We start from the raw sequence: 23,729 nt of genomic DNA, 5'->3' as shown, positions 1-23,729 counted from the left end.
CCCTGCTGGCGGTCGGCGAACCGATGACCTACTCCGGCGAGGCGCAATCGCGGACCGAGATCGTCCTGCCGGACGTGCAACAACAACTGCTGGCAGCGGTGGCGGCCACCGGCACACCCGTCGTGTTGCTGCTCAGCACCGGCCGAGCGCTGGCGTTGCAAGGCCCGGCATTGCAGAGCGCAGCGATCCTGGTCACCTGGTTTCTGGGCTCGCAGGCCGGCAACGCCATGGCCGACATCCTGTTCGGTGCGCAGGCACCCAGCGGCCGCTTGCCGGTGAGTTTTCCGCAGGCGGCAGGCCAGGTGCCCTACACCTACGCGCATCCGCCCAGCGGCCGGCCCAATCTGGACCCGGCCGCCTTGCAGCCGTACACCACGCATTACCGCGACGTGCCCAATACGGCGCTGTTCCCGTTCGGCCATGGCCTGACCTACGGCCGCATCGACTACAGCGACCTGCGCCTGAGCGCACCGCACCTGACCGCCACCGACCGCCTGCAGCTCAGCGCGCGCATCGGCAACCGCGGCAGCCGCGATGCAGACGAAGTGGTGCAGCTGTATGTGCGCGACCGCACCGCCAGCGTTACCCGCCCGGTGCGCGAGCTCAAGGGCTTCCGCAAGGTCAGGGTGCCGGCCGGCGCGAGTGTCGAGGTGCAGTTCGAGCTGCGCCGCGAGCACCTGCTGTTTGTCGGGCAGGCAATGACGCCGACCGTGGAGCCCGGCGTGTTCGATGTGTGGATCGCGCCGTCGGCCGAAGCCGATGGCGTGAGCGGCAGATTCGAACTGCTGGGATGAGCGCGGCGATGTCGCCGCAGTCGTTGCGCGTTGCGTTGCGCTTGATTGCAGGGCCCGGGCATTGCAGCGGCAGCGGCACCATCGCAACACGCGCCGGCTGTTGACGCAGCGGCCGGCCGGCGGCCACGCAAGGCATCAACGCGATGTGTCGGCGCCCGCGCGCGCGACCACACCGAGGTGCGCACTGCGCACGCGCATCCGCGCTGCATCGCCGGCATAGGCAGCCTGCGATGCCGGCCACCGGCGCCAGCCCTGCTTATTTCCCGGCCAGCACCTGCGCCAGAAACGGCGCCGTGCGGCTGCCACGCTGCCGCGCAACCTGGGCCGGCGTCCCCGCCGCCACCACACTGCCACCGGCACCACCGGCGCCCGGCCCCATGTCCAGCACCCAGTCGCTGCTGGCCGCCACGCGCATGTCGTGCTCGACCACGATCACCGTGTTGCCGGCATCCACCAGGCCCTGCAGCTGGGTCATCAAGGTGTCCACGTCGGCCGGATGCAGGCCGGTGGTGGGTTCGTCCAGCACATAGACGGTGTCGCGGCGTTGCGCACGCTGCAACTCGCTCGCCAGCTTGATGCGCTGCGCCTCGCCGCCGGAGAGTTCGGTGGCCGGCTGGCCCAGGCGCAGATACCCCAGCCCCACTTCGCGTAACACCTGCAGCGGCCGCAGCACGCTGGTGTCGTCGGCAAAGAAGTCGGCCGCCTGATCCACCGTCATCGCCAGCACCTGCGCAATGGTGTGCCCGCGCAGTTCGATCTCCAGGGTCTTGGCGTTGTAGCGTGCGCCGTGGCAGGTGGGGCACGGCGCATACACGCTGGGCATGAACAGCAATTCCACCGACACCGAGCCCTCGCCTTCGCAGGTGGCGCAACGGCCCTTGGCAACGTTGAAGGAGAACTGCCCCGGGTCGTAGCGCCGGCGGCGGGCGGTAGGCGTGGCGGCAAACAACTTGCGCACCGGGTCGAACAGGCCCGTGTAGGTGGCCAGGTTGGAGCGTGGCGTGCGGCCGATCGGCTTCTGGTCCACGCGTACCAGCCGGCGCACCTGCTCCAGCCCGCCCACGATCGCCCCGCCCAACGGCAGCTGCGTGCCGCGCTCCAGCGGGTCCAGTGCCTCGTCTTCGTCTGCCGGCGTGTGCCCCAGGTGAGCCGCCAGCAGTTCCACCAGCGCCTGGCTCACCAGCGACGACTTGCCCGAGCCGGACACACCGGTGACGGTGGTGAACACGCCCAGCGGCAGATCCACGTCCAGCGCGCGCACATTGTTGCGGGTGATGCCGCGTAGCTGCAGCCAGCCAGTCGCCGCGCGCGCGCGGCTGTGCACCGGTGGCGGCGTGCCGAACAGATAGCGCCGCGTGGACGAGGCCTGCACCTGTTCCAATCCGGCAGGCGGGCCGCTGTACAACACCTGCCCACCATGCACGCCGGCGGCCGGGCCCACGTCCACGATCCAGTCGGCGTGGCGGATCACGTCCACCTCGTGTTCGACCACGAACACCGAATTGCCGGCCGCCTTGAGCTGGTCCAATGCACCCAGCAGGGCCTGCGCATCGGCCGGATGCAGGCCCGCCGATGGCTCGTCCATTACGTACACCACGCCGAACAACTGCGAGCGGATCTGCGTGGCAAGCCGCAGCCGTTGCAGCTCGCCCGGCGACAGCGTGGGCGTGCTGCGTTCCAGGCTCAGATAGCCCAACCCCAGCGCGTGCACCACTTCGATGCGCGCGCGCAGGTCGGCGGCGATGCGTTGCGCGGCAATCGCCTGCTCCGGGTGGCTGGCAGCGCCCTTCCTGCTGCCTCGCGTACGCACATCGGCCTGCGCGGCCGGGCGCAGCAACTCGGCCACTTCGTCCAGCGGCCGGCGCGACAACTCGCCGATATCCAGCCCGGCAAAGGTCACCGACAGCGCCTCGCGGCGCAGCCGCTTGCCATCGCACTGCGGGCATTGCGTGCTGATCAGATACTGCGCCACGCGCTTTTTCATCTGAGCGCTCTGCGTGGTGGCAAAGGTGTGCAGCACATAGCGGCGCGCACTGGTGAAGGTGCCCATGTAACTGGGCTCTTCCTTGCGTTTGAGGGCGCGCTTGACCTCGGCCAGGCTGTAGCCGGCATACACCGGCACCACCGGCTGTTCGTCGGTGTAGAGAATCCAGTCGCGGGTCTTCTTCGGCAGGCTGTGCCACGGCACATCCACGTCGTGACCCAGCGTGGTCAGGATGTCGCGCTGGTTCTGCCCATGCCAGGCGCCCGGCCAGGCTGCCACCGCGCGGTCGCGGATGCTCAGGCTGCGGTCCAACACCATGGTCGCCTCGGTGGCGTCGTAGATGCGGCCCAGGCCGTGGCAGGTGGGGCAGGCGCCGGCCGGCGTATTCGGCGAAAACCCGTCCGCGTAGATGATGTCCTGCCCCGGCGGGTAGCTGCCCGCACGCGAATACAGCATGCGCAACGAGTTGGAGATGGTGGTGACGCTGCCCACCGACGACCGCGCACTCGGCGCGCCGCGCGCCTGCTGCAACGCCACCGCCGGCGGCAGGCCATCGATGGAATCCACCTCCGGCACGCCGACCTGGTCGATCAGCCGCCGCGCATAGGGCGAGATGGAATCCAGATAGCGCCGCTGCGCCTCGGCAAAGATGGTGCCGAATGCCAACGACGACTTGCCCGAACCGGACACACCGGTGAACACCACCAGCGCATCGCGTGGGATATCCACGTCCACATGCTGAAGATTGTGCTCGCGCGCACCGCGCACGCGCACCAGGCCGGAAGAAGCAGACATTGCGTTGGACATGACGGTAAAACCAGATCGACAAGGCCGCAGCCTAACGCGCGCGGCATGCAGCCAATGTCAGCGCTTGCGGCCGGTGCTGGTCACCCAGCGCTGATCGACCAGCGTGCGCCCGCGCTCAGCCCGGCGCGTGCGCCGGCAGCGCCTGTTCGCCATGGTCGGCCAATGCCTGCATCCGCGCGACCACGCCGCTGAACAGGCGTGCGGTGGCGGCGTTGCGGCTGCGGAAGACCTCTTCCAGCGCGGCGTAGTACCACAGCGTGCCGTCGCGGCCGGCGGTGAACACCTTGAAGATGTCCTGCCCCACCGCCGGGTTGTCCAGGTCCTGCACGATGGTGCGCGCGTTATAGAGCTTGTCGCAGCCGGACACCAGCAGCGCGCGCTCGGGCGTCTTGCGCAGGTGCTCCAGATAGGCCAGCTTGCGCTCGCGCCAATCGCGCTTGCGCGCACGCGCGCTGTCGTCCACCTCGGCCTTGTCTTCGGCGGTGGCGTCGGTGCAGGCCATCACGATGTCGGCCACGGCGTCGCCAAACTGCGCGCGGATCGACGCCTCGTGGCCGCCACCGCAGTCTTCCACCACGTCATGCAGCAGGCCGGCGATGGCCTGTTCTTCGTCGCCACCGCATTCCAGCACCAGTGTCGATACGCCCAGCAGATGGCTCAGATATGGAATCTGCGTGCCCTTGCGCACCTGTCCGGCATGGGCAATGCGCGCGTAGTCCACGGCCAGGGCGTAGCGTTCGGTAAGAGCGGTCATGGGGCGTCCGATGCGAGTGATGGCCACAGTATCGCCGAGCCCGACCACGCGCGGAGTGAGGATGCTGCGATGGACAATCCGCCCTCAATGACGCGCTGTTGCGGCCGATAGGACTAGGCTCGACCCACGCCGCATGATGGACCACGCCATGACCCAGATTCCTGTTTGCAACGCCTGCCGCGACGGCCAGGAATTTCCCACCGCCATCACCATGGCGTTCCAGCCCATCGTCGATGTCGCCACGCGCAGCCTCTATGCCGGCGAAGCGCTGGTGCGCGGGGTCAACGGCGAGTCGGCCGGCAGCATCCTGGCGGCGGTGGATGCGCGCAACCGCTATGCCTTCGACCAGGCTTGCCGCATCAAGGCGATCGAATGCGCCGCGCAGATCGCACTGCCCACGCTGCTGTCGATCAACTTCATGCCCAATGCGGTCTACAACCCCGAGCATTGCCTGCGCGCCACGCTCTCGGCTACCGAACAATACGGCTGGCCGCTGAATGCCATCATCTTCGAGGTCAGCGAGCAGGAGCACCTCACCGACCCGGCCCACCTGCTCGACATCCTGCGCACCTACCAGGCCCGCGGCCTCAAGACCGCCATCGACGATTTCGGCGCCGGCTACGCCGGGCTCGGCCTGCTGGCCGACTTCCAGCCCGACCTGCTCAAGCTCGACATCGCCCTGATCCGCGGCGTCGACACCAACCGCAGCCGCCAGGCCATCGTCCTGCACGTCACCCGCATGTGCGAAGAACTCGGCATCACCGTCATCGCCGAAGGCATCGAACAACCCGACGAATCCCGCGCCCTGCGCGACATGGGCATCCACCTGCAGCAAGGCTACCTGTTCGCCAGACCACAGATCGGCGCGCTACCGCAGGTGCACTGGCCGCAGTAAACAGGCGCAGGCGCAAGAAGCAAGCCAATCGCGCACCCATCGGCACAATCGCAATCGCCCAACACACCATCCGCCCCCGAAGACATCGCCCAGCACGCAAGCCGCTTCCCGCTTCCCGCTTCCCGATTCCCGATTCCCGATTCCCTATTCCCCAGCACTGGCAAGTTCAGAGACCGGCACCGGGTTGGCCTGATGCGCCAGGTATTGATGGACCTGCGCCACCACCGCCGCGCCCTCGCCCACCGCGGCGGCCACGCGCTTGACCGAGCCGGCCCGCACATCGCCGATGGCGAATACACCCGGGCGATTGGTTTCCAGCGGCAGGCAGGCCGGCACGCCATCGCCGCGCGCGGTGCCGGTAATGACAAAGCCGCGCTTGTCGGTTTCCACGCAATTCTGCAGCCAACCGGTATTGGGGTCGGCACCGACGAACAGGAACAGGTGGCGCAACTCCACCCGTGTGGTCGCACCATCTGCGCGGGTACGCAGGACGGCTGCCTGCATGCCGCGATCGGGGTCACCGTCCAGCGCGGCCACTTCGGTGCCGGTATGCAGCTGCACATTCGGCAACGCAGCGATGCGCTCGATCAAGTATTGCGACATCGACGCTTCCAGCCCGTCGCCGCGGATGATCAGGTGCAATTCCTCGACCCGCGGCGCCAGGAACGCCACCGCCTGCCCTGCAGAATTACCGCCGCCCACCAGCGCCACCACGCCGCCCTCGCACAGGCGCGCTTCCACCGGCGAAGCCCAGTACGACACGCCGTGGCCTTCGAAGCGCTCCAGCCCTTCGATGTCGGGGCGTCGATAACGCGCACCGGACGCAATCACCACGGTGCTGGCCAGCACCTGTTTGCCATCGGCCAGGTCCAGATGCAGCGCACCGTCGTCGCGCCCGCACTCCAGCGTTGCCGCTTCGAGCGGGATGGCCAGCTCGGCGCCGAATTTCAGCGCCTGGTTATACGCACGTCCGGCCAGCGCCTGGCCGGAAATGCCGGTCGGAAAGCCCAGATAGTTTTCGATGCGTGCCGAGGCGCCGGCCTGGCCGCCGATGGCGCGCTGGTCCAGCACCAGCACCGACAAGCCTTCCGACGCCGCATACACCGCCGTCGCCAGGCCGGCCGGGCCGGCGCCCACAATCGCCACGTCGTAGCGCTTGTCCGGGTCGATGTCAGGGGTCATGCCCAGGCAATGCGCGGCCTCGGCATCGCTGGGCTGGCGCAGCACGCGGCCACTGGGGCACACCATCACCGGCAGGTCGTGCTCCAAGATGCCCAGCCGCTCCACCAGCGCGCGGCCGTCGTCGTCGGAGACATCCATCACCGTGTTGGGGTAGCCATTGCGGGTCAAAAAGCCCTGCAAACGGGTCAGATGCGGGTCGTCCGGCTCGCCGATCAACACCGAGCCGGAGGCATCGCCTTCGATCAACCCGACCCGGCGCAGGATCAACGCACGCATCACCACTTCGCCCACTTCGGCCGAACTGATCATCAGCGCGCGCAGATGTGCGGTGTCGAACGGCAGCGCCAGGCAACCGTCCGGCCCGGCGCGCCCGGCCGCCAGCGACGCGCGCCCGGCCAGCTGGCTCACCTCGCCGGTGAACTGGCCGGGCGTGTGCAGGGTGATCGGTTTTTCATTGCCCAGGCCGTCGCGGCGCACCACTTCGATGGCGCCTTCCAGCACCACCCACACCGGCGCATGCGCATCGCCCACTTCGAACACGGCCTCGCCAGCGCCGAACCGCTGCGCCGGCCCGCTGGCAAAGCGCCGCGTGATCGCCAACTGGCCCGCATCCAGCTCGGGAAACATCTGATGGTGGCGGGTCTCGTCCAGAGGCATGGATCGGCAGCGTTTGAAGGGGGGATTGCATGCAAGCATGCGCAGTGGTGACGGCGATGGCAATCACTCGAAATAGGCACGGCAGCGCATGACACGCAGCACACGCGCCGCAAGCGCACGCGAGCGGATGTGGCAGCCGTTTGCGCACGGCCACGTCCTGGCGTGACGCTCGCACAGGCGAGCGCCACCGGGCCATCACATCTGCACGCGCATCACGGCGACGGCGGCTCCCAGTGCGGCCCATGCCGGCCTGCGGCCATGCGCTCGGCCGGGCGCACGCGAAACACCACACTCAGGCGTTCGCCCACTGCGCGGCTGGTCTTGGGAATGCCGTGGGTATGCGTTCGCTGCGACGCATGGCTCATCGCCAGCAGACTGCCCGGCGCCAGCTCCAGGCCAATGGCGCGCGCATGGCCAGTGTTGGCACGCAGGTTCATGCGTCGCGGCGTTCCCAGTGACACCAGCGCAATCGGATACGGCGCCACCAGCGTCTGCAGCGTGTCGTGATGCATCGCCACGCTGTCGCGCCCGTCGCGGTACAGGTTCAGCCCTACCGCGTTGTACGGCGCGGGCACCACCGCCTGCACCGCATCGAGCAGGCAGTGCAACGGCAAGCCGGCAGGCAACGCGCCATCCAGCCGGTAGGAGGCCAGTAGACGCGGCACCTCGACCATGCGGTCGTACATCTCGCGCCGCTGGCTGCGCCAGTCCACTGCATCGCGCAGCGCATCGAAGCACGCCTGTGCCAGCGCCGGCGCAAACAGCTGCGGCCAATAGCGCACGCCGCCTTCGGCATCGTCCAGCACCTGCAAGGGCGTGGTGGCAGTGTCGAATAGATCCATCGCTGCCATATGCGGGCGGGCGCTGGCGATTTCAGCACCACGCCCGCGTCACGCCGTGCAGCAACCCGACCAGTTCAGCTTCACGCAGCGGTACCCAAACAGCCGCGTCGTGTTCACGCCGGGCGATCAAGCATGCCTGTCCAACGTTGTGGAGCTCTCGCATGCATCGCACTTCTCCTGCCCACGTGGTGATCTCCGGCGCCTCCAGCGGCATTGGCCAGGCCACTGCCGAAGCCTTTGCCGAACACGGCGCGCGCCTGGTGCTGGCTGCACGCGGCGAAGACGCCCTGCAGGCCGTTGCCGAACGCTGCCGCGCACGCGGCGCCACCGTGGTGGTGGTGCCCACCGACGTCAAGCACGCCGACCAGGTCAAGGCACTGGCCGCCGCCGCACAGAGTTTCCTGGGCCGCATCGATCTGTGGTTCGGCAATGTCGGTGTCGGCGCGGTGGGCAAATTTCACGAGGTGCCGATCGACGCCAGCGCTGCGGTCATTCACGCCAATCTGCTGGGGCGCATGCACGATGCGCACGCGGTGATCCCGATCTTCATCGCGCAGGGCCATGGCGTTTTCGTCAACATGATTTCCTCCGGCGGCTTTGCACCGACGCCCTATGCGGCAGCGTACAGCGCCAGCAAGTTCGGCCAGCGCGGGTTTTCCGAAGCGCTGCGTGCCGAGCTGGCCGACTACCCGCGCATCCATGTCTGCGACGTGTACCCGTATTTTGTCGACACGCCCGGCCTCACCCACGGCGCCAACTACGTAGGCCGGCGTCTAGGCGGCCCGCCGTTGATGTTGGACATCCGCACCGTGGCTGCAGCGGTGCTGCGCCTGCTCGACCGCCCGCGCGCCACCGTCGTGCTGGGCGCGCCCGTGCACGCAATGCGCGCCGCACACGCACTGGCGCCCAATCTGCTGGCCCGCCTCACCCATCGCGTGTTTACGCGTTACTTCGCGCAGGCACCGCGCGTGCTGCAATCCAGCGGCAATGTGCTCGGCCCGCCGGCCATTGCAGGAGGCATCGACGGTGGCTACCGCAGGCGCGCCGCAGCGCATCCACGTTCGCCCCGCAACACGCTGGTGATTGGCGCGGCAGCAGCGGGGCTTGCGGCCCTGGCGGTACTGGCGCTGCGGCGACGTTGAGGCGCCGCCATCCTGCTGCCGCAAAGGCTGGGCAACGCGTTGCATGCGACAGGCGGTAGAGACGCCGGCTGGCAGGTAGACATCTTGCCGTGTGCAACGGATACCCGGCCGGCAGCGTTGCCGACAACAGCGTGCCTGCCGGTCCGTGCTGAACAAATCTGTCCGGCGTCTGGTCGTGTGGCGAACCCAACCGACAGCGCACTGCTGCCTGCGCCGCGACCATGTGGCTCGCCGGGGCGCTGTGCTACGGTCCGGCGCTGCATCCGCCGGAGCCGTTCGCATGCCGCATCGATTGATCGCATTTCCTCGTCTGCGCTGGTTGCTGCTGTTGACCAGTCTTGCGGTCGTCACCGGCAACGCGGCAGCCCGCACGGCCGAGTCTGCCTTTGCCGCCGTGGACCTATTCATCGGCACCGGTGGCGAAGGCCACACCTATCCCGGTGCCACGGTCCCGTTCGGCATGGTGCAGCTGAGCCCGGATACGCAGATCAAACCGCGCAAGGAGGCCTATGGCTGGGCTGCGGGTTACCGGCATAGCGACACCACCATCGTCGGCTTTTCGCATACGCATTTTTCCGGCTCCGGGCATTCGGACCTGGGCGACATCCTGCTGATGCCGCAGGTGGGCGAGATCAAGCTCGAACGCGGCGATGCCGCCATACCGGGTAGCGGCTACACCGCGCAGTTCGATCACGCCAGCGAACAGGCGCAGCCCGGCTATTACGCGGTCACCCTGAAAGACCGCAACATCCGCGCCGAACTCACCGCCAGTGCGCGCGTGGGTGTGCATCGCTATCAGTTTCCCAAGGGCGTACCGGCACATGTGCTGGTGGACCTGCGCACCAGCCTGTACGACTACCCCGGCAAGGTGCAGTGGTCGCGGCTGCGGGTGCGCAGCGATGGCACGGTGACCGGCTTTCGCGAGACACGCGGTTGGGCGCCCGGCCGGCAGCTGTATTTCGCCATGCGCTTCTCGCGCCCGCTCACTGCCACGCAACTCCACGACACCGAACAGGACATCCCCTACAAAGGGTTCCCACCGCCGGGCGAAAAGAATCCTGCGCAGCGCGCGCAGATCGAAGGCCGGCAACTGGTCGGCGTATTCGATGTCGCCAACGACGGCACGCCGCTGGTGGTGAAGGTGGCGCTCTCGCCGGTCAGCGAGGCCGGTGCCATCGCAAACCTCGATGCCGAAATGCCCGGCTTCGATTTCGATCGCGTACGCGCCGATGCACGCGCGCAATGGACGCAGGCGCTGTCGGCGATCGATGCACAAGGCACCACGCAACAGCGCACCCAGCTCTACACCGCGCTGTATCACACCCTGCTGGGGCCAACGCTGTTCATGGACAGCGACGGCCGCTACCGCGGGCCAGACAATGCGGTGCATCAAGCAACTGGCTGGACCAACTATTCCACCTTCTCGCTGTGGGACACCTACCGCGCCTTGCATCCGCTGCTCACCCTGGTGCAGCCGGCACAACGCAGCAGCGACGTGGTCAATTCGCTGCTCGCCTCGCGTCGCCAAAGCGCCTACGGCATCCTGCCGGTATGGGCATTCCACGGCCTGGAAACCTGGTGCATGATCGGCTACCACGCCGTCCCGGTGATTGCCGACGCGTACATGAAAGGCATCGGCGGCTTCGACGCAGAGGAAGCCTTGCATGCCATGGTCGCGAGCGCCAACTACGGCCCGTACGATGGCATTGCGCAATACCGTGAGCTGGGCTACGTGCCCATCGACGAAGAAGGCGAAGCCGCCTCCAAGACGCTGGAATACGCCTTCGACGACTGGACCATCGCGCGCATGGCCGACAAGCTCGGCAAGCCCGCCATCGCCGCAGAATTCAGCCAGCGCGCCGGCAACTGGAAGCATGCCTTCGACCCGGCCACCGGCTACATGCGCGCGCGCACCCGCGCCGGCACCTTCCGCGAGCCGTTCGACCCGTCTGCCAGTGGCTACGGCAGCGACTACACCGAAGGCAACGCGTGGCAATACTCCTGGTACGTGCCGCAAGACGTGGCCGGGCTGGCCGCCGCGCATGGCGGCGAAGACAAACTCCTCGCGCGCCTGGATGCGGTGTTCGATGCGAAGGTGGACCCGAAGATCTTCGAGCACATGGAAGACATCACCGGCCTGATCGGCTGGTATGCGCATGGCAACGAACCCAGCCACCACGTGGCCTATCTCTACGCCTATGCGGGCCAGCCTTGGCGCACGCAGGCGCGCCTGACCCAGATCATCGGTAGCCAGTATCACGCCGGCCCCGAAGGCCTGGCCGGCAACGACGATCTCGGCCAGATGTCGGCCTGGTATGTGTTCACCACGCTGGGCTTCTACCCGGTGGCGCCGGGCAGCAATCAATACATCATCGGCCGCCCGTTCCTGCCGCGCGCCACGCTCAATCTGCCCAATGGCAAGCGCTTCAGCGTGATCGCCGATGGCCTGAGCAAGGCGCGCAGCTACGTCGGCAGCGTCACCCTCAACGGCCAGCCGCTGACCCGCGCCTACCTCACGCATGAAGAAATTCAGGCCGGCGGCGAGTTGCGCTTCCGCATGCAGGCCACGCCGAACACGCAATGGGCCACCGATCCGGCGCAGCGGCCGTATTCGATGTCGACGCAGACGCGCTGAGTCAGTAGTGAATGCCCATGCGTAGCCCGCAGGCGTCGCGCTCCACCACCGTCGGCAGGCTGCCGGCGGTACCTGCGGCAATGCGCTGCGCGCTCCAGCAGGCCACCAGGGCATCCAGCACATCGTCCGGCTTGGCCAGCGCACGCGGCACGCGCTCCAGCAACGCGGCCACCTGCCTGGCGCCATAGCATTGGCCCAGCAAGGCGGCGCGCTGTTGGTGGCCCGCATTGCTCTTCTTGCCTGCCGCCAGGCCGTGCCCGCCGGCGAGCACGGCGAACGACACCTCCGGGTGCACCTCGAACACGCGCTCCGCCCACGGCGGATCGGCGCGCAAGGCATCGTCCCAGGCGCGAATCTTCGACAGCAGCGCAAACGACTGCACGCCAAAGCCACGCTGGCCGTCGTGATCCAGCACCCGATGCAACGCAGACGCTTCCACCTGCGTGGATGCATGCAGCATGCCGCGCAATGGCGCGGCAAAGATGCTGGATGCGCGGCGCCCACCCACAAAGCGCCGCGCCTGCACATCCGCAGCGCGGGGCGCGTGCTCGCTCAGACCGATCGGGATATCCACGCCCAGCACGGCGACGTCCCCCAATGCGCTCGCCACCGCGGCCACCGTGGGGTAGCCGGCAAACTGCAATCCATCGCCGGCCTGCCACACCGCCAGCCAGCCGCTGCCGGCGCCATCGATCCCTACACACTGCATTGCGGTCCTCCCGGTCGTGGCCTGCGTGTACGGCGCAGCAGCACCGCACGCGCGCCATCTGCGTGGCGCGTTCACATCATGCACAACATTCGTTCACCCGCACGCATCGCTATGGTTTCCAGACTGCTCCGCATCGGCCGCAGCACGCTGCGGCACTGCCATCCCCCACTGCAGGAGCCAGCGCATGTCCAGCACCAAGAACCAGTACGAAATGCAAAACCCGCTCACCCAGTTTCCGCAACCGAAGTTCCCCGAGCAGACCCAGGAAGCGCCGGGCACCATCCATGCATTGCAGCCCAAGGCCGACCACGGCGAGCAGAGCTACCAGGGCTTCGGCCGCCTGAAGGGCCGCAAGGCGCTGATCACCGGCGCCGACTCGGGCATCGGCCGCGCCACTGCAATCGCCTATGCGCGCGAAGGCGCGGACATCGTGCTGAACTACCTGCCGGAAGAAGAACAGGACGCTGCGGAGGTGGTGAAGTTGATCGAGGCCGAAGGCCGCAAGGCGATCAGCATCCCTGGTGATCTCAAGGATGAGGCTTTCTGCAACCAGTTGGTCGCACGCGCGGTCAAGGAGCTCGGTGGGCTGGATCTGCTGGTCAACATCGCCGGCAAGCAAACCGCGATGAAAGACATCGCCGACATCACTACCGAGCAGTTCGACGCCACCTACAAGACCAATGTGTACGCGATGTTCTGGCTGTGCAAGGCGGCCATCCCGCACCTGCCCCCGGGCGCATCCATCATCAACACCGGCTCGATCCAGTCCTACCAACCCTCACCGACGCTGCTGGACTACGCGTCCACCAAGGCGGCCATCGTCAACTTCACCAAGGGCCTGGCTCAGCAGGTCGCCGAGAAGGGCATCCGCGTCAACGCCGTCGCCCCCGGCCCGGTGTGGACCCCGCTGCAACCCAGCGGTGGCCAGCCGCCGGAAAAGATTCCCGAGTTCGGCTCGGAAACCCCGCTCAAGCGCGCCGGCCAGCCGGTAGAGATGGCGCCGTTGTATGTGATCCTGGCTTCGCAGGAGTCCAGCTATGTCACCGGCGAAGTGTTTGGTGCCACCGGCGGCTTGCTGCTGTCCTGAGTTAGCTTAAAGCGCACTTCCAGCGTCACGCCACCAGAACCCCGCCGATCGCTGCATGCGCAGTGGTCGGCGGGGTTTTCTTCGGTGGCGTTTTTGGTATTGGCGGCAGTCTCGAATGCTGATGCATCAGCAAGACCGAACCGCAAGGTAGTTCGACCAGCTAAGCAAAGACGGCTTCGATCATGCGAGCTCCCCTTCTCCTACCGGGAGAAGTTGCCCGAAGGGCGGATGAGGGCACGCACCCCCACCAATGCTCCGCCCACGGCCTGCGCTTATTGCGTCATCACCACCGTCTGGATCGCATGCGCGGGAATCTCCAATTCACTCGATGCCTCGCCCACGTACAGGTTGTAACGGATCGCCACATCGCTGGCATTCATCACCACCGTCGCCAGGCTGCCATCGGTGTTGAGAAAGGACGTCGTTGCCAGATTGCTGCGGCTGCTGGCCGCACTCACCCGCCGCGCACCGGGGCGGATGAACTTGGAAAAGTGGCCGATATACCAATAGCTCGGCGTGTAGATCACCTCGCCGGTGCGCGTGTCGGCATGCACCGGCGCAAAGCAATAATTGCCCACGTGGTTCGGCCCGCCATTTTGATCGAGCAGGATGTTCCAGTCGGTCCAGCCCACCGCCCCATGATTGAGATCGTTGATGATGGCGGTGCCATAGCGCTCACCGTTGGGCCAGTACTGCAACTTTGCCGGGTCGAACTTTTCCACCGCCGCTTCGGTCAGCAACAGCGGCTTGTCCGGGTACGCCTGTGCCACGGCTGCGACGTTCTCCACCATCGGCGCGAACCCGGCCCAGGTCTCGTACCAGTGGAAGCCCATGCCCCACGCGTATTTCGCCGCTTCCGGATCGTCGAAGATCACATGCGCACGGTGCAGCATCATGTCGCGGTTGTGGTCCCACACGATGATCTTGCGGTCGCCATAGCCCGCCTGCTCCATCGTCGGGCCGAGGTGGTTCTTCAAAAAGTCGCGCTCTTCCTCCGCGGAAAACACCATCGACTCCCAGGTCTGCACCGCCATCGGCTCGTTCTGCAGGCTGATGCCCCAGATCGGGATGCCGGCCTTTTCGTAGGCCGCAATAAAGCGCGTGTAGTAGGTGGCCCAGGCCTGCGCATACGCGGGTAGCAACTTGCCGCCCTTGAGCATGTTATTGCTGTCTTTCATGAACGCCGGCGCGCTCCACGGGCTGGCAAATGTCGTCAACTTGCCGCCGGCCGCCGCAATGGCCTGGCGCAGCATCGGGATGCGATAACGCTGATCGTGCCTGACCGAAAAGCTCTTCAGCGCCGCATCGCCTTCCTTGATGTAGGTGTAGCTGCCGCTGCTGAAATCCGAGCTGTGGATGGTGGTGCGCGCCAGCGTATAGCCGATGCCCTTTTGTGGGTCGTAGTAGGCAGTGAGCAAGGCGCGCTGCGCAGGCTTGGGCAGCCTGGCGAAGGTCTCGGCACTAGCATCGGTGATCGCCCCGCCGATGCCCAGCACCTCCTGGAAGCGCCGCTGCGGATTGACGAAGATGGAGTTCTCCTTCTCGGTCAACGCATGCCCGGCCGTGGGCGCATCGACAGTGCTGACACGCATCTGCTGCGTTGCGCCCTGGGCGGAGGTGTAAACGCGTAGTGCACCGGCGGCGGCTGGCGGAACAGCAGCATCCGCAACCGCAGCTTCTACCGCCTTCGATGCGGGCGTGGATGCAAACGATGCCGTCGATGCCTGCATCGGAATCGGCGTTGCTGATGCTGATGCTGTTGCTGCAGATGCAGATGCAGATGCAGATGCCAATACCAATACAGCTTCAGTCGCAGTACCCCATACCCCCAGAACCCCCACCATCGACCACGCAATCGCTCGCTTCACCGTGCACCCTCCCAGGTTGGTGACCAAGCCTAACCGACCAACGCGGCGCAACATCGCGCAACAAACGAGCGCAACCATGCATCCTTCCACGATCGGACACTCCCTTCTCCCCTCGGGAGAAAGTGGCCCGAAGGGCCGGATGAGGATACATCTGCCAGGGGTGCAACCCGCCCCCGGCAATCAAGGCAACAACCTAAACCCCAACTGGAAAGACAGCACCACGCCTTCAGCAAACGTACCCTCACCCCAACCCTTTCCACGCTGGAGAGGGGCTTGATCTGCGCGCCGCATCACCGCGACGAGCGTCGATCAGCGGCGCGCCAACCGATTCAAAATCCCAGGCACTTCCAACCCAAGTTCGCGCGCCAAAAACCCCACCGGCCCAATCCGCCTGGCCAACTGCCTGCCCGCGGCCGCATGCACAAACACGCCCCATAACGCAGCGGTCAACGCATCGCAGCCGCGCGCGGCAAACCCGGCAATCAACCCGGCCAGCACATCGCCAGACCCGGACGTGCCCAACCCGGACGCGCCCCCGCGATGCATCCACACCACTCCATCCGGGCCGGCAATAAAACTGTCCGCGCCCTTGACGATCACCACGCTGCGCAGCTTCTGCGCAAACTTCAGCGCGTACGCGCCCGGCGCCGCTTCCACCGCCGCCTTGTCGTCGCCGGCCAGGGTCGCCATCTCGCCCGCATGCGGCGTCAATACGAAGGGCCGCCCGATCGGCGCCCGCAGGCCACGCGACAATGCACCGGCATCCAGCACCAAGGTGCACACCGCCTGCTCGGCGGCACGCCTGACCATCGCCGTGGTGGTGGCCGACGACGCCATCCCCGGCCCGATCACTGCCGCATCGCAGGCCGCCATCGCCCCGTCCAGCGCGCGATGCCCACGCACGATCTCACCCTGCCCGTTTTGCGCCAACCCCAGCACCAGCGCCTCCGGCACCGCCAAGGCCATACCCGGCGCCACACTGGCGGCGGTGGCGATCTGCAGCTTGCCCGCACCGGTGCGCAGCGCCGCCTCGCCGGCCAGCAGCACCGCACCGGGCACGCGCATCGAGCCGCCCACGATCAACACGCGCCCGCGCTGCTCCTTGTCGCCACCCGGGGCCGGCAACGGCATCGACCGCAAGGCAGCCGCGGTGAGCATGCGCACGCGCGGGGTGGCCATCAGCGCGCCCCGGCCGGGCGGTCGGACTCGGTGGTCACCGGCTCGTCGGCCAGCTCCGGCGGCACGAACTTGGTGCGCAGCAATTCCAGCGATTGCCCATCGGCCGCAGCCGCGTATTCGGTGACGCCGCAATTGGGCACATCGCCTTCGCGGTCGATACCCAGGATGGTGGCCTCGTCCATCCGCTCGATCAGGTAGCGGAAGCAATTGACAATCACCTGATGCCCCACGATCAGCACGCGCGCGCCCACATGGTTGCGCTGCAGATCGCCCACCACCCCGCGCAGACGGAAGATCACATCGCACCAGCTCTCGCCACCGGGCGGGCGAAAGTAGAACTTGCCCACCAGCTTGCGCTGCTCGGCCAGCTCCGGAAAGGTCGCAAGAATACCGGCCGTGGTATAGCGATCGAGCACGCCGAACTCCTTCTCGCGCAAACGCTCGTCCACGCTGACCGACTCGGCCGGCTGCCCCAGCGCACGCGCCACCGCAGCGGCGGTCTGGCGCGCACGCACATAGGTGGAACTCAGGATCAGCGTCGGGCGCTCGTGCTCGGGCAAACCGGCCATCCACGCCCCCAACGCCTCGGCCTGGCGCTCGCCCAGCGCCGACAACGGCACATCCGCATCGCGGTGCTCCAGGTCGATCAAGGCCGAGCCGTTGGACTCGGCCACATCGCGCGCCACATTGCCCGCGCTTTGCCCATGCCGCACCACCCACAACCGCGCCGGCCACTGCGCCGAGACACCGGCTACCGCACTGTTCTCACTCACATGCTTCTCCTGCACAACGTCGACCTCACGTGTCGCACAGCCGCCGTGAAAACATGGTCGACCAGCGCATCTGTGACCGGTGTTTCAATACGCACGCGCATCCATGACTGATGGCATAGCAACAAGCGAACGCAACGGATGGGTAACGCCGCGCCGGTATACTGCAGCCCCCCGACACCCTGCTGCCCATGTCCAACGTCCTGTTGCTGCGCACGGCAAAAGAGCGCGAAGAACTGCTGCTGGAAGAGGTGCTGGACGCCACCGAGCAGTGCATCGACGTCATCGGCCTGAGTGCCACCAGCTTCGAGCTGATCGCCGAGCGCGCCAAGGTCAGCTGCGGCAGCCTGCTGCAACGTTTCGAAGACAAGGACGCGCTGGTGCGCGCATTGCTGGAGCGCAACTACATGCGCGCCATCCGCCAGATGTGGCTGGTGGAACGCCCGGCCAACGTGCACGTGGTGGATTTCATCGCCGGCCTGCTCGAAGAATGGCTGCTGCAGGAAATCAACATCAAGCGCACCCGCATCGACCTGGAACTGCACCTGGCCACCCTGCGCGACCCGGTGCTGGCCGCCTTCATGCGCCGCCAGAGCGCATCGCTGATCGAACACCTCAGCGCCCTGCTCAAGCGCCTGCTGCGCGGCCACGCCGACCCGGCCAGCAGCGAACAGGAATTCCAGGCCCGCGTCTTCGCCGTCGCCGCCATGTGCGGCGGCCTGCACAGCGTGATGACCAGCGGCATGGAACTCAACCGCATGCATTTGCAGCTGATCCTGCGCGAGAGTCTGTCGGGGATTTTGAAGTCTGCGCCGGTGTAGCGCCGCTAAGCCACCGGATCTGACGGACAGCGCTACGCGGATGGCTTGGCACCGGGAATCGATCGGATAAGATCACCCCACATACCAAGGAGGGATGCCATGCGTGAGCGAGTCTTCAGTAAGGGAGCTGGATCGCTAGCGCTTTTTGCAGCGCTTGCCGTCTTCAGCTGGTCCGTCAGTGCGACGAGCACGGTAGTCACCTTCCACACGCCGGACAACCAATACGAAGTGGAGCTCTACGTTGGCGGCGGCTCCGAGGAGAGCGGCGGAATTGCGGGCGCAATGATCAAATGGCCCGGCTACGAACATATGGGCCTACCCTTCAACGGGGTGAAGTACCACATGGACAAAGCGATGACCCGCGCTGGCGCCAAGTACATGAACCCCGGTGACCCAAAGGTTCCTCCATCTTTCAGTCTTGAGATTGAAGGGAACAAGGGCCGCCTCTTTGTGGGCAAGCGCGTCATACCAGGGACGGCATCATGGATTGTTGGTCCTTACGCCCCTGAGAGCACGTGGGAACCAAGGCACATGCGCAAGGGCGGACAATAAAGCGCCCTTTACGCAGCGCATGGCTGGCCCTCTTTCTACGATTAAGGCTGCTTCAACAGTCCATGCGCATTCTACTGCCGCTACAGCGTCGAACTCGGCTACGACTTCATCAGAAGTTAGGAACTGAGCGTCAGGAACACCTGCCACTAGCGTGAGTTCAACGGCATCGACGGATACGTCGACACCATCAGCCTGGGCGGCAGATTCTGCTTCTAAGCGAGTAGACATCGGTAAAAGATCAACGGCAGGTTGCGCAATCAGCCTGCCGTCTTTGTCTGCCAGCCATCACACCTTGCGCTCCACCGCCGCAGGCCATTGCACCTCTTCCAGCACATGGGTCACCTGCGTCGCCAGTAGCTCCAGACAGACCGCCAACTCATCCATGCAGATAGCCGGCTGCCGCGCCCGCTCTTCGGCCTGCGTGCGTGGCTGCGCCAAACGCGCCAGAAAGCGCATGTGGTCGCGCAGTTGCTGCAAACGGTATTGCGCGCCTTCTGGCAGGTAGTAACCCGGGTATGACTGCGCATCTCGTACAACGTCCGACATGGCCTGCTCCTCATTCCATGGAATCAGCCCGCCCGTCGCAGCGCGACGGACGGGAAGTCGGGAGGCTCGAAACCGCACACAGCCGGCGGGCGTATTCCCCTTGCGGGTGTTGTATTAGCCGCCCTCCCGACGCAGAGCATCGCGTCGGTTGCACCTACAGAACATGCAGGCACAAAAAACCCACCGATATGACGGAGGTGGGTACCGCTGTGTGCGGAGTTTCGAGGCTCCGTGGGGCGATCGTGCTACTGGCAAGGCTTGGCGTCAAGGCTAGCCGGCAATCGACGCAGTGACCTCTTAGCAGCGAGCCGACCAGAGCGCGTGTAATCCACCAGCTCGGCGGCACCGCCACAAGACCAGCCAAATCGCGTAATTGGCGCAACCAATCAGATCTTTCAAATCCCTTCTACGTCCATCCCATGCTCGGCAAGCCACGCCTTACGCTGCGCATAGTCCGGCATCGCACGCTCCAAACGCAGCCAGAACGCCGGGGTGTGATGTGCCTCATGCAAATGCGCCATCTCATGCACCAGCACGTACTCGGCGATGCGGGCAGGGAGCAAGATGGTCTTCCAATGGAAGTACAACCAGTCGCCCTTGCCACACGAACCCCAGCGGTAGCCCAGGTCCTGCACCTTGACGCCCGCCGGCGCGACTTCCATCCGGGCCGCATGCTCCAACATGCGCGTGGACAGCCAGGCTTTGGCACGCGCCCCATACCATCGGATGAAATGCTCCCTGGCCTCGGGCAAGGCCTCCGACGCCAGGCAGAAACGCCCGGCGGCCAGCTTCAGCGGCGTGGTCTGATCGGACATCATCTTCAGCCGGTAGCTCCGCCCCAGGTAAAGAAAGCCCTCGCCACCCACGAACTCCTTGCGCGGTGCATGGCGTTGCAGGCGATCCTTCTCCGCCAACCGGGTGTAGATCCAGAAGCGCTTTTCCTGCACAAAGGCACGTAACCTGGACTCTGCCACGTCTGGCGGTGCAGACAGCACCAACGCGCCATCACGCTCGACGGTGATCTCCATCGTCCGGCGGCGCGCACTGTGTCGCACCGTAAACAGCAGATCGTCCACCTGCAGACTGGAGGCTGTCATGGGTGCTCGCATGGCATCACACCTGCATCAACCGCGCGTGGCTGGCACGCGCCTGTTCCATCAGCTTGTCGGTGAGCAGCCCCGCCGCAGCTTCGTCCATCAGCGGGGGACGCAGCCGCATCAGACGGTCGAACAGCAAACCATTGAGCTGTTCCTGTGCCGCGCGCTTGTGCGGGCTCCAGATATTGCGGTTGCTCTGCAGCTCCTGCACCAACAGCTCGACCAGCTCCACGGTCACGTCCATCAACCGGAGCAGTTCCGTAAGGGGCGGCTCGCGCCCGGCACAGACCACGTCCATCACCGTGCGAAGAAACGGCGCGCAGTGCTCCGGCACACCCGCCGGCGCATCGGCAGCACCGGCGCTGCCGTTGCGCACGTCCTCCACCAGTGCCTGCAGCTGAGCAACCAGCTCGCTCCATTGCTCACCCAACGCCCGCAAGATCTCGTTCAATCGCTCGGAAAGCTTGCGGTACAGCACCGGGTCCTCGTCGGCGTGCTTGCGGATATGCGAGCGCACCGCGTGTTCCATTTCCGAAGCCTTGGCGCGGTCATTCGCGGCCCGGCTTACATGGGCATCGAACTGGGCATCTGTCAGCTGGATCGGCGCAATCTTCGGGTCGATGCCCAGCGAGATCACATGATCGTCGATCAGCTTGCGCACCTTGGCGCCCACGTCCTTCCCAAGCACCGGCGTGTCCTTGTAACGATTGCGGGCGCGCGCATGGATGTAGGCCAGGCGCTTGGCATCTGCCGAGAACGGCAAACCTTCCGGACGTGGCAACACCGTGTCCAGCGATCCAAGAAACGCCTTGAGCTTGACCACGAACTCCGCTCTGAGCTTCTCGTTACCGAGTGCATCCACACAGGCCTCGGTGTCCGCCAGCGAGTCGATACCCCGCTCGCGGAACAGCTCAACCACCCGCGCATGCCGATCGCGCAGCACAGGTACTTCGTCCTTCAAACTCGCCAATGCGCCAACCACATCTTCATCGGCGTAGGCAGCCAGCGCTTCCTTCAGGTGCTGGGCCACACCGTAGTAATCCACCACGATGCCGCGACGCTTGCCAAAGCCGGTGCGATTGACGCGCGCAATGGCCTGCAGCAACTCGGCCTCGCGAATGGGCCGGTCCAGGTACATCACGCCGGCAATCGGCGCATCGAATCCCGTCAGCAGCATCGACTTGACCACTAGGAACGCCAGCGGATCCGCCTTGGTCATATCCGGATGCAGCAGCGGCTTCTTGAAGCGTTTGATCAGCGACTCATGGGTGGCACTGTCGGTCCAGTGCTTCCAGCCGGGATCATCGTTGTTGCTGCCGGAGATGATCGGCGCAAACTCGATACGCGCCAGCACCTCGCGATAGCGCCAGGCCTGCACAACCGCCCGCAGTTTCGGCGGCCGCAGGCACAGGGCCTCATCATCCATCCCTTTGTCCTGCGGGCTCAGCGCATCGGCTTCTTGCAGCAGCTCGTCGCGTGCAGCTTTCAAGGCGGCGAAATAGCGCGTGGCGGCCAGCCGGCTGTAGGCCACCACCTGGGCCTTGTAGCCATTGGGCAGGATGTTGGCGACGTAATGGCGCAGGATGTCGCGCGCCTTGTCGGCGATCAGCGCAGGCGCATCGAAAATATGACCCTTGGTGGCATATTTTTGTTTGATCGCTTCCAGCTCTTCCGGCGTGTGCTGACGGAACAGATCCTCGAACAGTTCGTCCAGGTCCGCACCATCCTTGATGGCGCCGTTGGCGGTACGCCCTTCGTAGAGCACCGGCACCGTCGCCCCATCGGCTTCAGCCTCCTTGATGGTGTAGCGGTCGATGAACTCGCCGAAGATCTCGTGTGTACGCTTCTTCTCGCCCATGATGATCGGCGTGCCGGTAAAACCGATGCGCGCGCAGTTGGGCAATCCGGCCAGCAGGTTGGCATGCAGGTCGCCGGCCTGGGTGCGATGCGCCTCGTCCACCAGCACCAGGATGGCCTCGTCATCGTTGAGCACCTCAAAGTGCTCCGCAGCCGCTTCGGCCTTGCCATACAGCGCCCGCGCCTCCTTGACCGCGTGTCCAGCAGCCGGCAGATCCTCGGCCTTCAGCGGCGCATCGTTGGCCGTGTCGCCATCGCGGTACTTCTGGATGGTGACGAACACCAACCCCGGCCCCTTACGCCGTGCCAGGGCTTTCAGATCTGACGTGCTGTTGGCCACCTCCACGGTTTCGCCGGTGAGCGTGGCGGTGACGGACAGCTGGCCTTGCAGGTCCTTGCGGTCGGTAACCACCACCACCTTGAAGCGTCGCAGCGCCGGCTCGGCGCGCATCTTGCGCACCAGGAACACCATGGTCAGCGACTTTCCCGAGCCCTGGGTATGCCAGATGATGCCGCCACGCTGATCGCTTTCGCCATGCTGCAGCCGGGTCTGGCCGCGCTTGAGCTTTGCGATCGCACGGTTCACCGCACGGTATTGCTGATAGCGGCACACAGATTTGATGGTCTGCCCGCCCACCTGCATGAACAGCAGGAAGTGCTTCACCACATCCAGCAGGTTCGCTGGCGCCAGCAGGCCGGCAATCAAACGCTCCTGCGCGTTGAGCTTCTGCTTGTCGAAGCGTTGCGCCGCCTCCGCCTCCGATCCCGCGCCGTCCGGCCCCACCACGGTCTTCCACTGCGCGAAGTGCTCGAAGCCCGCACCGATACTTCCCACCCGCGCCTCGTCCACGCAGCTGGCCACCAGCAACTGGTTGGTGGCAAACAGCGCCTCGTTGCCCTCGTTCTCGTCCACTTCCAGCGCGGCCTTGCGCTGGTTGCTGTAGCGGCGCAACTGGTCCACTGCCTCGCTCAGCGGCTCGGGGATGGACGGACTCTTGCACTCCACCACCACCAGCGGGATACCGTTCACCAGCAACACCAGGTCAGGCACGATGAAGGCCTTGGCGCTGTTGAAGCCGGGCGGGCAGTCCACGCGGTACTGGCTGACCACGGTGAAACAGTTGTTGCCCGGTGTGTCCCAGTCGATATAGCGGATCGTCTGCCCGCGCCCACCATCCCAGCCGGCCAGCCCGTCGACCGTCAGGCCCTTGATCAGCAGCTCGGTGGCTTGCTGGTTGGCCTCCATCAACTTGTGCGCGCCCAGGCGCGTGATCGCAGCCACTGCGTCAGCGAGGCGGGCGTCGTCCAGCCAGGGCTTGCCGTCCGGCCCCGGATTCAGGGCCAGCAAGTGCTCGCGCAGCCGGCCTTCCTGAACGACCTCGGCGAAGCCGCTCCGTTCTGTGGCGGCGGGGTCGTCCAGGCTGCCGGCCAGATGGGCCCAGCCCACCGCCTGCAGCTGCGCCACGAAAGGCTTCTCAACGTCTTCCAACTCCCAACCCATCAACGTCTCCCTGGCTGGATGCAGGCATCCATGAACATCCCAATATTTCC

General features: G+C 65.9%; 18 protein-coding genes. 7 read left to right on the top strand and 11 right to left on the bottom strand.

The genetic code is table 11. The features are described 5' to 3' along the window. Positions 1-794, top strand: a 794-nt coding sequence (locus tag OZ10_RS12930; RefSeq protein WP_039565291.1) for a glycoside hydrolase family 3 C-terminal domain-containing protein, incomplete at its 5' end; no start/stop codon positions are given. A 256-nt stretch (positions 795-1,050) separates the two neighbouring features. Here OZ10_RS12930 and OZ10_RS12925 read toward each other — a convergent pair. Together OZ10_RS12925 and OZ10_RS12920 are read right to left on the bottom strand one after the other, a co-directional pair. Further along, complete coding sequence (locus OZ10_RS12925; protein ID WP_039565290.1) at positions 1,051-3,585, bottom strand: excinuclease ABC subunit UvrA; 2,535 nt, start codon at positions 3,583-3,585, stop codon at positions 1,051-1,053. Positions 3,586-3,700: 115 nt separating this feature from the next. Next, on the bottom strand, positions 3,701-4,339 hold the full coding sequence (locus tag OZ10_RS12920) for an HD domain-containing protein (protein ID WP_039565288.1): 639 nt from the start codon (positions 4,337-4,339) through the stop codon (positions 3,701-3,703). Between the two features lie 148 nt (positions 4,340-4,487). On the opposite strand from OZ10_RS12920, the gene OZ10_RS12915 reads away from it, so the two are divergent. Further along, the gene (locus OZ10_RS12915) at positions 4,488-5,234 is read left to right on the top strand and encodes an EAL domain-containing protein (protein ID WP_039415585.1); all 747 of its coding nucleotides are present in this window, start codon (positions 4,488-4,490) and stop codon (positions 5,232-5,234) included. 144 nt (positions 5,235-5,378) lie between these two features. On the opposite strand, the gene OZ10_RS12910 is transcribed toward OZ10_RS12915, so the two are convergent. Then, positions 5,379-7,073 (bottom strand): FAD-dependent oxidoreductase, encoded by a 1,695-nt coding sequence (locus OZ10_RS12910; protein ID WP_039565286.1) that lies wholly within the window; start codon positions 7,071-7,073, stop codon positions 5,379-5,381. A gap of 212 nt (positions 7,074-7,285) precedes the next feature. Further along, positions 7,286-7,915: an alpha-ketoglutarate-dependent dioxygenase AlkB gene (locus tag OZ10_RS12905; protein WP_039565294.1), complete on the bottom strand. Its 630-nt coding sequence runs from the start codon at positions 7,913-7,915 to the stop codon at positions 7,286-7,288. 161 nt (positions 7,916-8,076) lie between these two features. On the opposite strand from OZ10_RS12905, the gene OZ10_RS12900 reads away from it, so the two are divergent. After that, positions 8,077-9,057 (top strand): SDR family oxidoreductase, encoded by a 981-nt coding sequence (locus OZ10_RS12900; protein WP_039565284.1) that lies wholly within the window; start codon positions 8,077-8,079, stop codon positions 9,055-9,057. 280 nt (positions 9,058-9,337) lie between these two features. Then, positions 9,338-11,692: a GH92 family glycosyl hydrolase gene (locus OZ10_RS12895; RefSeq protein WP_039565283.1), complete on the top strand. Its 2,355-nt coding sequence runs from the start codon at positions 9,338-9,340 to the stop codon at positions 11,690-11,692. Between the two features lies 1 nt (position 11,693). Here the strand turns inward: OZ10_RS12895 and OZ10_RS12890 are convergent, their stop codons facing one another. Next, complete coding sequence (locus tag OZ10_RS12890; protein WP_039565282.1) at positions 11,694-12,401, bottom strand: DUF429 domain-containing protein; 708 nt, start codon at positions 12,399-12,401, stop codon at positions 11,694-11,696. Between the two features lie 184 nt (positions 12,402-12,585). Between OZ10_RS12890 and OZ10_RS12885 the strand changes: the two genes are divergently transcribed. After that, the gene (locus OZ10_RS12885) at positions 12,586-13,488 is read left to right on the top strand and encodes an SDR family oxidoreductase (RefSeq protein ID WP_039565280.1); all 903 of its coding nucleotides are present in this window, start codon (positions 12,586-12,588) and stop codon (positions 13,486-13,488) included. Positions 13,489-13,760: 272 nt separating this feature from the next. Here OZ10_RS12885 and OZ10_RS12880 read toward each other — a convergent pair whose 3' ends face one another. The 3 genes from OZ10_RS12880 to OZ10_RS12870 all read right to left on the bottom strand — a co-directional run bounded on the left by OZ10_RS12880 (position 13,761) and on the right by OZ10_RS12870 (position 17,323). Next, positions 13,761-15,218, bottom strand: a complete 1,458-nt coding sequence (locus tag OZ10_RS12880) for a glycoside hydrolase family 30 protein (protein ID WP_039565278.1) — start codon at positions 15,216-15,218, stop codon at positions 13,761-13,763. 447 nt (positions 15,219-15,665) lie between these two features. Further along, entirely contained in the window at positions 15,666-16,535 is an 870-nt protein-coding gene (locus OZ10_RS12875; protein ID WP_039565276.1) for an NAD(P)H-hydrate dehydratase, read from the bottom strand. Next, positions 16,535-17,323 carry a histidine phosphatase family protein gene (locus OZ10_RS12870; protein WP_026064525.1) on the bottom strand — a complete coding sequence of 263 codons (789 nt, stop codon included), beginning with the start codon at positions 17,321-17,323 and terminating at the stop codon, positions 16,535-16,537. The genes OZ10_RS12875 and OZ10_RS12870 overlap by 1 nt, the downstream gene beginning before the upstream one ends. A gap of 173 nt (positions 17,324-17,496) precedes the next feature. On the opposite strand from OZ10_RS12870, the gene OZ10_RS12865 reads away from it, so the two are divergent. Together OZ10_RS12865 and OZ10_RS12860 are read left to right on the top strand one after the other, a co-directional pair. Beyond that, the gene (locus OZ10_RS12865; protein ID WP_005920554.1) at positions 17,497-18,126 is read left to right on the top strand and encodes a TetR/AcrR family transcriptional regulator; all 630 of its coding nucleotides are present in this window, start codon (positions 17,497-17,499) and stop codon (positions 18,124-18,126) included. 99 nt (positions 18,127-18,225) lie between these two features. Next, a complete protein-coding gene (locus tag OZ10_RS12860; RefSeq protein WP_039565274.1) occupies positions 18,226-18,678 on the top strand; it encodes a hypothetical protein in 453 nt (150 codons plus the stop codon). Between the two features lie 285 nt (positions 18,679-18,963). Here the strand turns inward: OZ10_RS12860 and OZ10_RS12855 are convergent, their stop codons facing one another. The 3 genes from OZ10_RS12855 to OZ10_RS12845 form a co-directional block, all read right to left on the bottom strand. Then, on the bottom strand, positions 18,964-19,224 hold the full coding sequence (locus tag OZ10_RS12855; protein ID WP_039528675.1) for an XAC0095 family protein: 261 nt from the start codon (positions 19,222-19,224) through the stop codon (positions 18,964-18,966). Between the two features lie 395 nt (positions 19,225-19,619). Then, a complete protein-coding gene (locus tag OZ10_RS12850; protein WP_202903012.1) occupies positions 19,620-20,300 on the bottom strand; it encodes a M48 family metallopeptidase in 681 nt (226 codons plus the stop codon). A 37-nt stretch (positions 20,301-20,337) separates the two neighbouring features. Continuing rightward, positions 20,338-23,679: a type I restriction endonuclease subunit R gene (locus OZ10_RS12845; protein ID WP_039565272.1), complete on the bottom strand. Its 3,342-nt coding sequence runs from the start codon at positions 23,677-23,679 to the stop codon at positions 20,338-20,340. Positions 23,680-23,729: the final 50 nt, after the last annotated feature.

The organism is Xanthomonas cannabis pv. cannabis (assembly GCF_000802365.1).
GTDB classification, from domain to species: Bacteria; Pseudomonadota; Gammaproteobacteria; order Xanthomonadales; family Xanthomonadaceae; genus Xanthomonas; species Xanthomonas cannabis.
Note: the sequence above shows the minus strand (reverse complement) of the source record. Positions and strands in the feature narration are given on the sequence as shown.